Source organism: Novosphingobium sp. BL-S-24, assembly GCF_055521575.1.
This window is the reverse complement of record NZ_CM145488.1, coordinates 1,065,882-1,079,272: the sequence shown is the minus strand read 5'-3', so window position 1 is coordinate 1,079,272 and position 13,391 is coordinate 1,065,882. Positions and strand designations below refer to the sequence as shown.

At 61.2% G+C, this 13,391-nt stretch carries 13 protein-coding genes, 2 tRNA genes and 1 pseudogene; 9 read left to right on the top strand and 7 right to left on the bottom strand.

The window, feature by feature from the left end; genetic code table 11:
• Positions 1-2: 2 nt before the first annotated feature.
• On the bottom strand, positions 3-905 hold the full coding sequence (locus tag ACZ1JM_RS10435; RefSeq protein ID WP_465134737.1) for a tetratricopeptide repeat protein: 903 nt from the start codon (positions 903-905) through the stop codon (positions 3-5).
• Positions 906-1,139: 234 nt separating this feature from the next.
• Between ACZ1JM_RS10435 and ACZ1JM_RS10430 the strand changes: the two genes are divergently transcribed.
• The 4 genes from ACZ1JM_RS10430 to ACZ1JM_RS10415 all read left to right on the top strand — a co-directional run bounded on the left by ACZ1JM_RS10430 (position 1,140) and on the right by ACZ1JM_RS10415 (position 2,664).
• Positions 1,140-1,214 (top strand) — tRNA-Gly (locus ACZ1JM_RS10430).
• 197 nt (positions 1,215-1,411) lie between these two features.
• Positions 1,412-1,705, top strand: coding sequence for a VanZ family protein (locus tag ACZ1JM_RS10425; protein WP_465134736.1), 294 nt, complete (start codon positions 1,412-1,414; stop codon positions 1,703-1,705).
• Between the two features lie 129 nt (positions 1,706-1,834).
• A tRNA-Gly gene (locus tag ACZ1JM_RS10420) sits at positions 1,835-1,909 on the top strand.
• 302 nt (positions 1,910-2,211) lie between these two features.
• Positions 2,212-2,664 carry a hypothetical protein gene (locus ACZ1JM_RS10415; RefSeq protein ID WP_465134735.1) on the top strand — a complete coding sequence of 151 codons (453 nt, stop codon included), beginning with the start codon at positions 2,212-2,214 and terminating at the stop codon, positions 2,662-2,664.
• A gap of 170 nt (positions 2,665-2,834) precedes the next feature.
• On the opposite strand, the gene ACZ1JM_RS10410 is transcribed toward ACZ1JM_RS10415, so the two are convergent.
• The 4 genes from ACZ1JM_RS10410 to ACZ1JM_RS10395 form a co-directional block, all read right to left on the bottom strand.
• Positions 2,835-3,662, bottom strand: coding sequence for an SDR family NAD(P)-dependent oxidoreductase (locus tag ACZ1JM_RS10410; RefSeq protein WP_465134734.1), 828 nt, complete (start codon positions 3,660-3,662; stop codon positions 2,835-2,837).
• Between the two features lie 33 nt (positions 3,663-3,695).
• On the bottom strand, positions 3,696-4,190 hold the full coding sequence (locus ACZ1JM_RS10405; protein ID WP_465134733.1) for a VOC family protein: 495 nt from the start codon (positions 4,188-4,190) through the stop codon (positions 3,696-3,698).
• Positions 4,187-5,560: an aromatic ring-hydroxylating oxygenase subunit alpha gene (locus ACZ1JM_RS10400; protein ID WP_465134732.1), complete on the bottom strand. Its 1,374-nt coding sequence runs from the start codon at positions 5,558-5,560 to the stop codon at positions 4,187-4,189. Before ACZ1JM_RS10400 ends, ACZ1JM_RS10405 begins: the two co-directional genes overlap by 4 nt.
• Before the next feature lie 129 nt (positions 5,561-5,689).
• Complete coding sequence (locus ACZ1JM_RS10395; protein ID WP_465134731.1) at positions 5,690-6,397, bottom strand: TetR/AcrR family transcriptional regulator; 708 nt, start codon at positions 6,395-6,397, stop codon at positions 5,690-5,692.
• Between the two features lie 126 nt (positions 6,398-6,523).
• Between ACZ1JM_RS10395 and ACZ1JM_RS10390 the strand changes: the two genes are divergently transcribed.
• The 3 genes and pseudogenes from ACZ1JM_RS10390 to ACZ1JM_RS10380 form a co-directional block, all read left to right on the top strand.
• Positions 6,524-7,423: an SMP-30/gluconolactonase/LRE family protein gene (locus ACZ1JM_RS10390; RefSeq protein WP_465134730.1), complete on the top strand. Its 900-nt coding sequence runs from the start codon at positions 6,524-6,526 to the stop codon at positions 7,421-7,423.
• Entirely contained in the window at positions 7,420-8,211 is a 792-nt protein-coding gene (locus tag ACZ1JM_RS10385; protein WP_465134729.1) for an enoyl-CoA hydratase/isomerase family protein, read from the top strand. The genes ACZ1JM_RS10390 and ACZ1JM_RS10385 overlap by 4 nt, the downstream gene beginning before the upstream one ends.
• Before the next feature lie 145 nt (positions 8,212-8,356).
• Positions 8,357-8,695 (top strand): annotated as a pseudogene (locus tag ACZ1JM_RS10380) (chloride channel protein); the annotation flags it as partial.
• 149 nt (positions 8,696-8,844) lie between these two features.
• On the opposite strand, the gene ACZ1JM_RS10375 reads toward ACZ1JM_RS10380, so the two are convergent.
• Positions 8,845-10,191 (bottom strand): TldD/PmbA family protein, encoded by a 1,347-nt coding sequence (locus tag ACZ1JM_RS10375; RefSeq protein ID WP_465134728.1) that lies wholly within the window; start codon positions 10,189-10,191, stop codon positions 8,845-8,847.
• Positions 10,192-10,301: 110 nt separating this feature from the next.
• Positions 10,302-10,745 carry a hypothetical protein gene (locus tag ACZ1JM_RS10370; protein ID WP_465134727.1) on the bottom strand — a complete coding sequence of 148 codons (444 nt, stop codon included), beginning with the start codon at positions 10,743-10,745 and terminating at the stop codon, positions 10,302-10,304.
• A 183-nt stretch (positions 10,746-10,928) separates the two neighbouring features.
• Between ACZ1JM_RS10370 and lptB the strand changes: the two genes are divergently transcribed.
• Positions 10,929-11,735: an LPS export ABC transporter ATP-binding protein gene (gene lptB, locus ACZ1JM_RS10365; RefSeq protein WP_465134726.1), complete on the top strand. Its 807-nt coding sequence runs from the start codon at positions 10,929-10,931 to the stop codon at positions 11,733-11,735.
• Between the two features lie 58 nt (positions 11,736-11,793).
• Positions 11,794-13,320: an RNA polymerase factor sigma-54 gene (gene rpoN / locus ACZ1JM_RS10360; RefSeq protein WP_465134725.1), complete on the top strand. Its 1,527-nt coding sequence runs from the start codon at positions 11,794-11,796 to the stop codon at positions 13,318-13,320.
• The last annotated feature ends 71 nt before the right edge of the window (positions 13,321-13,391 follow it).

Sequence of the window (13,391 nt, the reverse complement as noted above, 5' to 3'; positions counted from 1 at the left end):
GATCAGCCGAACAGGATCGTGGACAGCTTGCGCCGTGTCGCCGAAACCCATGGATCCTCAAGCCCGACCGCTTCGAAGATCTGAAGCAGCTTTGCCCGCGCGGCGCCTTCGTTCCATTCCCGATCGGCGGCGATCATTCGCAGCAGGGTTTCGGCCGCTGTGTCGCGTTCTCCGGCTGCGAACGCCGCGCCGGCGAAGGCGAGCTGGGCGTCCATATCCGTCGGACGTTCAGCGGCAGCGGCGCGCAAGCTGGCCAGCTCGCTATCGTCCGGCTTCTCCTGCGCCAACGCCAGCGTGTTTCGCGCTCGCTCGACATGGGGGTCAGCCGAAAGCGGCTCGCCAATCGTGTCGAGCACCTGCGCTGCCTCTTCCAGACGATCGGCCGCAATGAACGACCGGACAAGGCCAGCGATCACTTCACCGTTTTCCGGCGCCATGTCCAAAACCTGGGTGAAAATCCCGATCGCCCGCTCTGCATCACCAGCGGCCAAAGCGTCTTCGCCCATGGCAATCAACGGCACGAGATCCACTGCAGGCTCGGCACCTGCAGGCTGAATGGGGAGCTTGGCAAGCAACTGGTCCAGCGTCGACTTCAGCTGGGATTCGGTGCGGGCGTTGGTAAGATCGGCCACCGGCTGACCTTGGAAGATCGCATAGACCATCGGTATCGAGCGGACCTGGAATTGGGAGGCGATGAATTGCTCTTCATCGACGTTGACCTTGGCGAGGAGAACGCCCTTGTCGGCGTATTCTGCCGCGACCTTTTCCAGTACCGGCGTCAGCGCCTTGCAGGGGCCGCACCACTCTGCCCAAAAGTCCAGGATGACAAGCTGGGTCATCGACGGTTCGGCCACTGACGTGCGGAACCGGTCCACGGCCTTCTGTTCGTCCAGGTTAAGCCCCATGCTAGCCAATTCGCGTGCTCCCATATCTCGGCCAGACGCACGGCCGATAGTTCAATAGCGTTCCCTAGATTGGCGCTTTGGAACCATTTGTGAAGGGCGAATGCATGATCGGTGTGGGAGTTGCCTTTGCGACGACGAAATATGAGATTGCCTACTTGCGGCGCAGGCCGACGACTGCTAGTGGGCCGCCTCCACCCCGGATCGAGCGGTTTCGCCGGTCCGTCAGGCGCCAGAGCGGGCGTAGCTCAGGGGTAGAGCACAACCTTGCCAAGGTTGGGGTCGAGGGTTCGAATCCCTTCGCCCGCTCCAGTCTTCCAATTGCCGTGATCTAGCGCGAAGGGTCGGTCCACGGACTATCTTACGTGCTTCGTATCGGACGAGTGGTTTGCCAAAATACACCCAGATACAAATCTCGATTTGAATCTGCTGCGCCGCAGCACGATAAAGGCGCCATGCAGAATATCTTCCGACTCGCATTCTGGCTGGCTCTGGTTTTCGCTGTGACCATGGCGATCCTGCCGCATCCGCCGCAGGTTCCGTTTGAGCCGAGCGACAAGATCCAGCACATGACAGCTTTCGCCACGTTGGCCGTGCTGGGCGTTCTGGGTTATCCCGAGGTACCCAAGCTCAAAATCGCGTTTGGTTTGGTGGCGCTTGGCGCCGGTATCGAGATCGTGCAGATGATCCCCACCCTGCATCGCGATGCAGAATGGATGGATTTCCTGGCGGACACCGCCGCGATTTTGGTGATGCTGGCCGTTGCTACATTCGTTGTGCGGGCGAGCACTAGAGCCCGATAAGGCGGGATCGACCGTTTGCTAGGGCGGTCGTAAAAAAGACGATGCGCCCCTTGCAGGGTCTGGCAACCGCTGCTAGTGGCCCCTCCACCCGGACGGTAGAGGCTTTGCCGCCGTCCCACCAACGCCAGAGCGGGCGTAGCTCAGGGGTAGAGCACAACCTTGCCAAGGTTGGGGTCGAGGGTTCGAATCCCTTCGCCCGCTCCAATCTTCATTTATATATATTAGCTGGGTGGGGCTCTTCCAGGCGTGTCACGCCGATTAATGTGATGAGCTGTTGCGCGCGGGTCTCGTAGTGATTTTGGGCGTACTCGCCGATCTACTCGCCCTTGCTTCCGTTCAAGACGCCACAAAGAGGCAGCTGAACGGGGACCTTCAAATGCTAAGCTCGGTTCGCTGATCATCACCTACAGTCGTTGACAGGCGCAAAATCAGATACGTGCCGAACTGGAGACCTTCTGGTCGCCGTCTCCGCGCGGTTCGACGCCGTTCTGGGAGCCAACTGGCAAGTGTCGAAGGTCAAGAGCGTTACTTCAACCGGGCAACAGATCGGACCTAAATTCTTCCCCGGCGCGCTTGATACGCAATACTGCAAGCATCAAGGCGGCTTCTTCCTTTGCGACTTCCCGCAAAAGACCATCGACAACGCTGAATTCCCCAACGCACCACGGTTCAGCTTCAACTACCTGCTTCGTTACACCGTCGATATCGGCGGCGGGAACTTTGCCGCACAAGTCGACTGTGTGTGGTACGACGATCAGTATCTGGAGGTGACGAATGGAACCTCATCGCTGCAAAAAGCATATAACGTCATCAACGGCTCGCTGACCTGTACGGACAATCGGACCTGGATTGCACTGACCGGTTGGGTCAAGAACGTGTCTAACAAGCAGTTCCGCGCTTACCCGCTTGATCTGGGTATTCTGGGAACGACATCGATCTACGCACCTCCTACCACGTAAGTTTCAACATTGCGCGTACCGATCGGGGACAAGTAAACTACTACCCGCCACTATATGACTAGGGTTCCGTTATCCTTGAGTGTCGATATGCATCATCGGCGAATTCGCTACTTTCATCCTCTTTAACCGGCGCGGGCTGTCGTTGCTGTCGGACGTTGTCGATCGAATGATCAGTACTTGACGTTGCGCGTAAAGCCCCCGTCGACGGTGAGGTTCACGCCGGTGATCCATGAGGCGCGCTCAGAAGCTAGGAACAGCACTGCGTCGGCAATCTCTTCAGGGCGACCAAACCTGCCCAGAGGATGTTTGGCGCGATTTGCTTCATAATAGTCGGGCATGGCTTTTTCGAGGAAGCCCCAACTCCCGTCCTTGATGTAAACCGGGCCAGGGCACACACAATTGCAGCGAATACCGTCCTTTGTGTAATCCATCGCCAACTGATGCGTGTAGTTTATCAAGGCAGCCTTCATCGCTCCATAGCTTAGGCCGGATTCACCAAAGGCGTGGTTCTCGATCGCCGTGATGGTCGACATCTGGATGAAAGCGGCATGTCCCGACGCTTTGAGGTGGGGCAGCGCGGCATCGAACATCGCCACAGCGGAAAGCAGATCGACATTGTAGTTAATGTCCCAGCCTTTCCTGTTTCGAGGAATGCCTCCCAAGGCGCTGGCATTTGACACAACTATGTCGATACCGCCCATTTCCGATGCCGCCTTCTCGACCCAGGAAGTCACCTGATCGAAGTAACCGCAGTCCACCACGCTGCCAAAAACCTGTCCGCAGGCAGATAGAGCCTCCACCGCTTCCTCTACTCCGTCGCCGTGCAAGGGATTGGCGAACACACTTTCGTCGCTGGGATTATCCTGATCGCAGCGCGCCCGCCGGCCGCAGAACGATACGATCGCTCCCTCATCGAGGAATTGCTCGATCACCGTGCGGCCGATCCCGCGCGTCGCAGCGCTGATGATTACCTTCTTGCCTTCAAGAGCAAGATCCATGTCTCTCTCCCGCAGCGATCTTCGTCGCGATTGTCAAAGTGGGGGTATCGCCTCGTTCGGGTATATTTCCATGATTTCGAATACGTTACCGAAGAAGTCGCGGCCATAAGTGGCGGCAAAACCGATTTTGTGGCCGGCATCGTCCAGCGTGATGGTCGACAGGTCCGGCGGCGCGTGGAACGTCAGGCCCGCCACCAGCATCTTTTCGTAGACGGCCTGAATATCGTCGACCTGAAAACCCACATGGGTGTAGCCTTGGAGATTGACCGGGCGGTTCGGGTCGGCATCGGGCGCGCGGGGAGCGATGTATTCGAAGACTTCTATGTGCACGTTCTTCAGGCGCGCCAGGAAGGTCTTCGCCGCCGAACCGTCCAACCCGACGACGGCGTCGATCCACGCGTTGCCTGCTTGCCATTCCGTCGCGGAAATTTCCTCGGCACCCAGCAGTTCGCAATAGAACCGGCGAGCTATTTCGATATCGGGCACCGAAAGTGCGACATGGTGGATGCCCTGAAGGTGCCCTTTCACTTGTGGCCGCCCAGATACTTGTCGAGCGTATCGTGCAGGTGGCGAATTCTGGCTTCCTGATAGATCGACAAGGTTTGTGCCCCCTTGCCGCTGGCGTACATGCCCTCTCGCTGCCAGCGCATGATGTCTGTGTCCTGATCGAGCACGCTGGCAAGGAACGGGTCCATGTCCTCAAGCGTGGTGAAGCTTTCCTCCTCTCCGATCACCTGTACTTCAGCTACCTCGAAATTGCCGTCCAAAGGCTTGGGATGCAGGACATACTGATCGAATGTGGAGCGATCGTGGTCATGACCGTCGGGCCGGAACTGCTGCACCAGGCAAAGTCCAGGCGCTGGATAAATCAGGAGATTGGGAAACAGGTGATATTTCAGCGAGTCGATCATTTCCGGCACTGAATGCGCCGAATAATCGAGCTGGTATTTCTCCAGCATCTGGCGCCGCAGTTGATCCGCCATTACCCAGCGCGCAGTCCTGCCTTCCGGTACGTTCTGACGCTCGCCCACCATTCGCCCGTCGCCGACAAGCATGGCGTCCAGCAGATCCTGCTGGCTCATCTCCTGCTTTGATGTCGGGCTTGGCGATGCCATGGCGCAAAGATCGCGGCTCACGTGGTCGGAAAAGATATCGTGCTGCATGTTGTGGTCGCCCACTACATGCGTCATTTCCGGGTGCACGTACGGTGTGTGATAAGCCTCCATGAAGGCTTCCATGGACAGCTTCCAGTTCCCCGGCAGGTGCTTGCGCACATGCGTTGCGACGTACCAGCCGCTAAGGTCCCAATTTTTGAAATGGTCGGGCAGGGCTTCGAGATAGTCGCTTAACGGAGGGGCATCAGGGTCAAAATTGACGAAGACCATGCCATTCCAGGCTTCCACTTGGACTTCGACCAGACCTGCCTTGGAATGATCGACCTGGGGGAACTCGAAATCGCACGGCATGCCCTTGAAAGATCCGTCAAGGTTCCATTGCCAGTTGTGGAACGGGCAGGTGATGTTTCCGGCCCAGCCACACGATCCCGAAGCCTTGAGCTTGGTTCCGCGATGCAGGCATGAATTGTAGAAGGCTTTCAGTCCGCCCTCATGCCGCACGATCAGGACGGACATGCGGGCGATATCGTAGACGAAGTAATCGCCCACTTCTGCCAGATGCTCGTCTCGACAGGCGAACTGCCAGACGCGCTTCCACATTCGATCGGTCTCAAGATTGAAAAAGGCGGGGTCGGTGTAGCGGGAAAACGCGATGTCGCGAAGGTTCTGTTCGGGGTTTGCCTGCATCGCCAGAACCTCTGGAAGGTCCCCGTCGCGGCGGGCGACGTCCGCCCATGTCCCATCGGGATAACGCTCCCGCATGATCTGCTGGATATCGTTCATGAGCCTTGTTCTCTCCCAAGAGTCCAGCTACAAATATGAATATTACGTCATGTTCTGTTTTTAGAGAATGTCGCGTGATCGGTTGCCGGATCAATGCTGAAAAAGGATAGGTTTGCGATCGTGCGTTGTTCAGTCGATGCCCAGATATCGCAGCGACATCGTGAGCGCTTCGGTAGCAAACGCGGAATCGGTGACCTTGAGGCCTTTGCCGATTTCGCCGCCTGCAGGCAGGATCGACCATACTACCGCGCCCCGGATGATCGAGTGGACGTAGAGGACCTGCCTGCGCAGTTCGTCTTCGTCTCTGCCCGGCATCTTAAGTACCAGCAGGTCGGCTATGAGGCCCGCAACCTGTTCGTTCGCATCGCTTTGCTTGCGGTGCATGGCCGGGTCTTCGAGGCGCCGCAGTTCGATCAGGCGCAGCAGCCCAGCATCCACTGTGAACGCGCTGAACACGATGTCGAGGTGCAATTCGATCAGTTGCCGGGGCGACGCTGCGCGCGCCTGCGCCGACGTGCACAGTTCATGGATTTCATGCATCCGACAGTCACGGTACGCAGCGAAGATGGCGACAAGCAGCGCCTCCTTGTCGGCGAAATATTGGTACACCGTGCCGATCGGGACCTTGGCGTGGCGGGCAATGTCGCTGACGCGCGTGGCGGCGAAGCCCTGTTGCGAAAACAGGGCCACTGCAGAAGTGACCACTCGGCAAAGCGCGTCCCGGCTGCGTTGCTGCTGCGGCTTGGCGAATACTTCGCTGTCCGCCATCCAGATAAGGGGGTCCTGCTCGAACAGGATCGAACCGAAGGGGGCTTGCGAGGCACGAGTAATGGTCACAGCGTTGCTTAACCGCCAGTGCAGATGAAGACCAGCGCCGGTTCGACCCATGCACTTCTCGCACTTTCAAGAGTGGAAAGATGCAGTAGCAGGGCCAACGACAGCACCATAAACAAGGAGAGAGGCATGGAATCGACGGCAACACCGGACGTCCTCACGCCGGAATTCGAGATTTTGGCGCAAGGCTTTGATTTCATAGAAACGCCGCGTGCAGCAGCGAACGGTGACCTCTGGTTCTCCGATCTCACCGGAAAAGGCGTGTACCGAAAGCGGCGCGGGGCCGAGCCGGAGACGGTGCTCCCAGGGCGGCAATGGGTCGGCGGCCTGCTGTTCGACACGTCGGGGCATGTCCTTTGCAGCGGTCGAGGCGGGATAGTCGCTTTCGACCCGGCAAGCGGGAGGAGTCACGATGTGCTGACGGAAATAGAAGGGCAGCCGATTATTGCCGTCAACGACATGGAAGGAGACGGACGAGGGGGCTTCTTTGCCGGGACGATTGATTTCGTCGCGATATTCGAGACTGGCGGCCCGCCGGCACCCGGGCTGCTGTTTCATGTTTCGGCCCAAGGCACCGTGACGGTGCTGCGGCGGGACGTGATGGCCTCGAACGGGATGGCTACAAGCCCATGCGGAAAATGGCTCTACCATGTAGAGACCGGGCGCGGGGTATGGCGCTATCCGCTGGATTCCGGTCTGCCATCAAGCGGGGGCGACCTGCTTGTCGCGCTGAAGGATGGAGACGGTCTTGCCGTGGATACGATGGGGCGCCTTTGGGTAGCCTGCTGGAGCACCGGGCGGCTGCTCCTGATTGCGCCCGATGGCACCAGCCTGACGGAAATGACGTTCCCCTATCCACACGTTGTGAGCATCGCGTTCGGGGCGGATGATCCGAGCTGGCTCTATATCGCCACGGGTGGCAACGCCGCCACGCCGAATGCCGGTGCGGTGTTACGCATGAAGGTGGACGTGCCCGGCCTGCCGGGACCCCTGACGCAGTTGGCTTCATTCGAGGAGAGCTTGGTATGATTGATCTGGCCAGACAGGCAAGCGGCATTGCGGTGATCACGCTGGATCGACCACAGGCGGCCAACGCACTCACCCTTCCGATGGTGGCGGAACTGCGCGCGGCCATTGCCGAAATGAATGCCGACCCGACCGTCCAGGTCGCAATACTGGCGGCACACGGCAGGGCTTTCTGTGCGGGCCTGGATCTTAAGGAGGTGATACTCGGGGAAAACGCGCCTCAAGGCCCGATCGAAAGCATGGACCTGCAGGAAAGGTTCGCTGGCCTGATGCATGAGATCGCGACCGCGCGCTTTCCGGTTGTCGCTGCGATCGATGGCGCGGCCGTGGGCGCGGGCATGGGCCTTGCCCTTGCGGCCGACATACGGGTCGCCGGGCCGCGGGCGCGATTTCTCGTCGGCGCCGTGAAAGTCGCGCTAAGCGCAGGGGAGTGCGGCATCAGCTATCACCTGCCGCGCCTGGTCGGTGGAGGGCGTGCGTTCGAGATCATGCTGACGGGCAGGGCGGTGGACGCTGCCGAGGCCCATCGGATCGGCTTGGCCACGTCGCTGACCGATGGAGATGATGTGATGGACCTGGCGCTAGGCGTTGCGCGACAGATCGCCGAGAACAGCCCCTATGCAATCAAGCATACCAAGCAGGTGATGCGCGCCAACATCGATGCACCGGGTCTGCAAGCAGCACTGGAATTGGAGAACCATGTCCAATGTCTTGCCTTGGGCACAGATGATTTCCGCGAAGCCTGCGCGGCGTTCGCGGAAAAGCGACAGCCCAATTTCACAGGGCGTTAGTCATTCGCCGCGGTGCCGGGCTGATCGGCAGCTGCGGCCGAGATTTTCTGTTTTCGCTGGCGGACCTCCTAGGCTGCCATCGCCCGCGAACGCAAAGTCTATCCGGGCATGGGGTTTTCGCGTCACGGTCGACGTTGGCTATGCAGCCGTTGGAGGGCACAGGTCCGGCAGCCCCTGTGCGAGCGCCAATACAGGTGCCGGGTATATCGGCACGGCTGCGCTCGGGCGAGCGGTGAACGCGGCATACCAATTTCCGACCTTTCCGGCTGGTACGATCGTTTTGCTGGGCATGGTGGCATACTTTACCGGTGTCGTCAGAGCCCCGTTGACCGCAGTCATCATCATTTCGGAAACAACGGCGAGCCGCGGGCTGATGATGCCTTTGCTCGGTTCTGCCCTAATCGCCGACTTTGCCGCGCAAATCGTGTGCAAGGACAAGCTCTATCACGGGCTCTCGCAAAGGTTTCTTCGATCGGCGGAATAGATTTCACGGCAAAGATGAGCGGTCGCGATCACTAGTCCAGTTTCAGCACGCTGCCGAGAACCTCTTGCAACGTGCCCAGCCTAGCCAACATGGCCTTGATGCCCGGTCTGAGCCGACCATCCTTGATCGGGCCGAACGCGCGGCGATTGTCAGTCGCCGGCGATCGTCATGCCGTCTATCCGGACGGTCGGGACGTTGATGGCGCGGTACCATTCCAGATCGTTGGCTGCTGTCATCTGCGCGAACATGCGCAGCAGATTGCCGGCGATGGTGAATTCGGCGATCGGCCCGGCGAGTTGGCCGCCGACAATGCGGAATCCTGCCGCGCCGCGGCTGTAATCGCCAGTCACGCCGTTGACGCCCTGGCCAATCAGCTCGGTCACATAGACGCCATCGGCGATGTCGGCCATCAGTTCGGCGGGGGAGAGCGTTCCGGCACCGAAGTGGATGTTGCCGGTGGTCACACCGGGAGCGCCGCCGCCGTGGCGCGCCGCGTGGCCGGTCGGCGCTGCGCCAAGCTGCCGGGCCGATGCGGAATCGAGTAGCCATCCGGTGACGCGGCCATCCTCGACGATGTTGCGCGGGCGAGTGGCCAGGCCCTCGCCGTCAAAGGGACGGGCGCGCAGTCCGCGCGGGACGTGCGGGTTTTCGGCGATGACCGTGCCGGAGGCGAAGATCTGTTCGCCCAATTTTTCCAGCAGAAAGCTGGAACGGCGAGCGATGGCATTGCCGCTGATCGCGCCGAGCAGATGACCGATTAGCGAACCGGACACACGCGGATCGAAGACCACGGGCATGGCGCCGCTGATCATGCGACCGGAGTCCAGCTTGGCGACGGTACGCTCACCCGCAAGCCGACCGATTTCGGCGGGAGAGGGCAGGTCGCTGCCATGATGCGCGGTGCGCCAAGCGTTGTCGCGCTGCTTGCCCGATCCTTCGCCGCCGACCACCGATGCGCTGATCGAATGATTGGTGGAACCGTAGGCTCCGGCAAAGCCGTGGCTGGTCGCCAGTGCGAATACACCGAGCCCGGCGCTGGCGGTCGCGCCATCGGAATTGGACACGCCGGAGACCGAGCGGGCCGCGTCCTCTGCTTCCTCGGCCATGGCTCTCAACGTGGCCGGGCTGGGTTCGGCCGGGTCGATCAGGTCGAGTTCGGGCCACGGCTCATGCGTCAGCAGTTCGGCGGGGGCGAGACCCGCATACTCATCTTCGGGTGCGGCGCGGGCCATGTCGATCGCGCGGGCCGCCAGTTCGTCCAGCGCGGCGGGCGACAGGTCCGACGATCCGATACTGGCGGAACGGGTGCCGGAAAAGACGCGCAGGGCGATGTGCTCGCTTTCCGAACGCTCTACATCCTCCAGCTTGCCCAGCCGGATCTGGATGCCCTCTGACGAACTGGAGCCATAGACGGCGTCGGCGGCATCAGCGCCAGCATTGCGGGCGCGCTGCACCAGATCCAGCGCGCGGTCCTTTGCCTGTTCCGGACTGAGCATGGTACTGATGAACTCCCGACTGCCGATAGTGCGTGGCGCCTGCCCTAGTCGCCATCATGGCGAAGGGCAAACGGGAGTTCGGTTTGCTCGCCGCTAAATGCAGCGGATTTTCAGTGCATGAATACCAGCGCCAGCCCCTTGAATACGGCGGTAAGCGCGAAAGGCAGGCCGATCGCCAGCGCCCACAGCGCCATCCGGTCACGCCGGTAGAACCGGGCAAGGCGGGGGTCTGCTGCCTGACGGTCGGTAAGCTGGTTCCACCGCGCTTCGAACCGGCGGCAGGCCGGGATGATGGCGATGACCAGCACGACCAGCGCGAAATAAGGAAGCAGCGATCCACCGGACGTCTTCAGCGCGCCGACGGTCACGAAGATCTGCAGGGCCGTGTAGACCAGAAGCGCATAGGCGATGTGATCGCTCATCTTGCGCCGCCAGTCGAGCGTCGGGGCAGGGGCGGGCATATCGGCAGGATGTTGAGCATCCGCGGCCATCCAGTCGGCCGGGGCGGAACCGACTGCGGCATGATGCGCTGAATGTTCCTGCGCCGAGTCCATAAGCGATAGCCTCTCCACGATCTGCTTTGCGGGAGTACACCATCGAATGACATTCAGATCAAGTTCAGGCGATCAGACGCCGTCGTCTCCGCTTGGGTCACATGCACGAAACCTGCCAGATGGCCCGTCGCGGTCGAAATGCCGGCTTGCCGCCAGTGGCATGGTTGCGTTAAGCCCGCTGCGATGACTGCAAGCACCGAACTATCGCAGGATCGCCGCGCCGCCAACGCTGACAGCGGCGCCACCGATTCCGCTCTTTTGGCCGCCAACGGCGGGCTGGAAGTGATCTCGATCGCCAAAAGCTATGACAAGCGCACTGTCCTTTCGGACATATCGCTGTCCGTGGCCAAGGGCGAAGTGCTGGGGCTGCTGGGCCCGAACGGCGCGGGCAAGACGACGTGCTTTTATTCCATCATGGGACTGGTTCGCCCCGATTCCGGCCGCATCCTGATGGATGGCATCGATGTGACGCGGTTGCCGATGTACCGCCGGGCGATCCTGGGCCTGGGTTATCTGCCGCAGGAAACCTCTATCTTTCGCGGCATGACGGTCGAACAGAACATTGGCGCGGTCCTTGAACTCAACGAGCCCGATCGCGATGTGCGACAAGCTGAACTCGACCGTTTGCTGGACGAATTCGGGCTGACCCGGCTGCGGACCAGCCCGGCCATGGCGCTGTCGGGCGGCGAACGTCGCCGGTGCGAAATCGCCCGCGCGCTCGCGGCCAAGCCATCGATCATGCTGCTGGATGAACCGTTCGCCGGTATCGATCCGCTGTCCATCTCCGACATTCGCGACCTTGTACGTGATCTGAAAACGCGCGGCATCGGCGTGCTGATCACCGACCATAACGTACGCGAAACGCTGGATATCGTCGATCGCGCCTGCATCATCTACGGTGGCCAGGTCCTGTTCGCGGGCAGCCCGGAAGCGCTGGTCGCCGATGAAAACGTGCGCCGCCTCTATCTGGGCGAAGGCTTCACCCTGTGACCCACAGGTTCGTCTGCCCTCGTCCGCTCAAGGACTTGCGCGCGCAGGGCGGCTGACGATGGCATTGGGGCCACGCCTGGACATCAGGCAAAGCCAGTCGCTGGTGATGACGCCGCAGCTGCAGCAGGCGATCAAGCTGCTGGCGCTGTCCAATCTGGAAATCGAAACCTTCATCGGCGAAGCGCTGGACGCCAATCCGCTGTTGGATGTGGGAGCCGCTGCGCCCGCCGACGCGATCGAGGTGCCCTCCGATCCGCTGCCGGATGAGCGTCGCACTTCGCTGGAGGGCTCATCGGTCGATCAGCTGATCGGCGAGGGCCGGGCCGCTGACGATCGCCCGCTCGACATCGATGCCAGCACGCTCGACCGTGACCGTGACACCGGCGACGGAGTACGGCTGGAGGATGCCGCCTGGGGCGCCGATGTTCGCATGGCGTCTGGCGAGGAAGGCCCTTCGCTGGACGAGCGCGCCGCGCATGACGGCACACTGGTCGAGCATCTGGAAGCGCAAGTCGGCGCGGTCGCCCGCGATCCGTTCGCCGGCGGCATCGCGCGGTACATCATCGGCCAGCTGGACGAGGCGGGATACCTGCCGATCCCGCTGGGCGAGATCGCTGCCGACCTTGGCATCGACATCGCGGAAGCCGAGCAGGGCCTAGCCGTCGTGCAGATGCTGGACCCGACCGGCGTGGGCGCGCGAACGCTGTCCGAATGCATCGCGCTGCAAGCGCGCGAGGCCGATCGCTACGATCCAGTGATGGCGAGGTTCATCGACAATCTCGACCTTCTGGCTCGCGGCGAACTGCCCCGCCTGAAACGCATGTGCGGCGTCGATGACGAGGATTTTGCCGACATGCTGCGCGAGTTGCGTGGCTATGATCCCAAGCCGGGCCTGCGTTTCGGCGGTGAACCCGGCGGTGCAGTGACGCCCGACGTTCTCGTCACCGCTCGACCGGCAAGCGATGGCAAGCCCGCCGGGTGGGACATCGCGCTCAATCAGGCCACGCTGCCGCGCCTGATCGTGAACCGCAGCTACTATGTGGAGCTGAAAACGGATTGCGATGACAAGGCATCGCGGGCGTGGCTGTCAGACAAACTGGCCGATGCCAACTGGCTGATAAAGGCACTGGATCAGCGGCAGAAGACGATCCTGAAGGTCGCGTCCGAACTGGTGAAGCAACAGGACGGCTTCTTTCGCGGCGGCGTCTCGCACCTCAAGCCGTTGACGCTGCGTACCGTCGCCGAAGCCATCGGCATGCACGAATCGACGGTGAGCCGGGTGACGTCGAACAAATTCCTGCATTGCGCGCGCGGGACCTACGAATTGAAGTACTTCTTCAGCTCGGGCGTGGGGTCCTCGGAAGGTGACGGCGGCGCATCCGCGGAAGCCGTGAAGGCAGCGATCCGCCAACTGATCGACGCGGAAGACCCCAAGGCCATCCTGTCGGACGACGCGCTGGTCGATCTGCTCAAGGGGAAGGGCTTTGAACTGGCCCGGCGAACGGTCGCGAAATACCGCGAGGCGATCGGCCTTGGCAGCTCGGTCCAGCGCCGGCGGCAAAAGGCGCTGGCCGGCGCGCGTTGAGACCATCGCCCCGCGGGCCATAGCGCCAGTTTCAAGGCCATGATGGCATTGCCGGGCCGGAGCGTATAAAG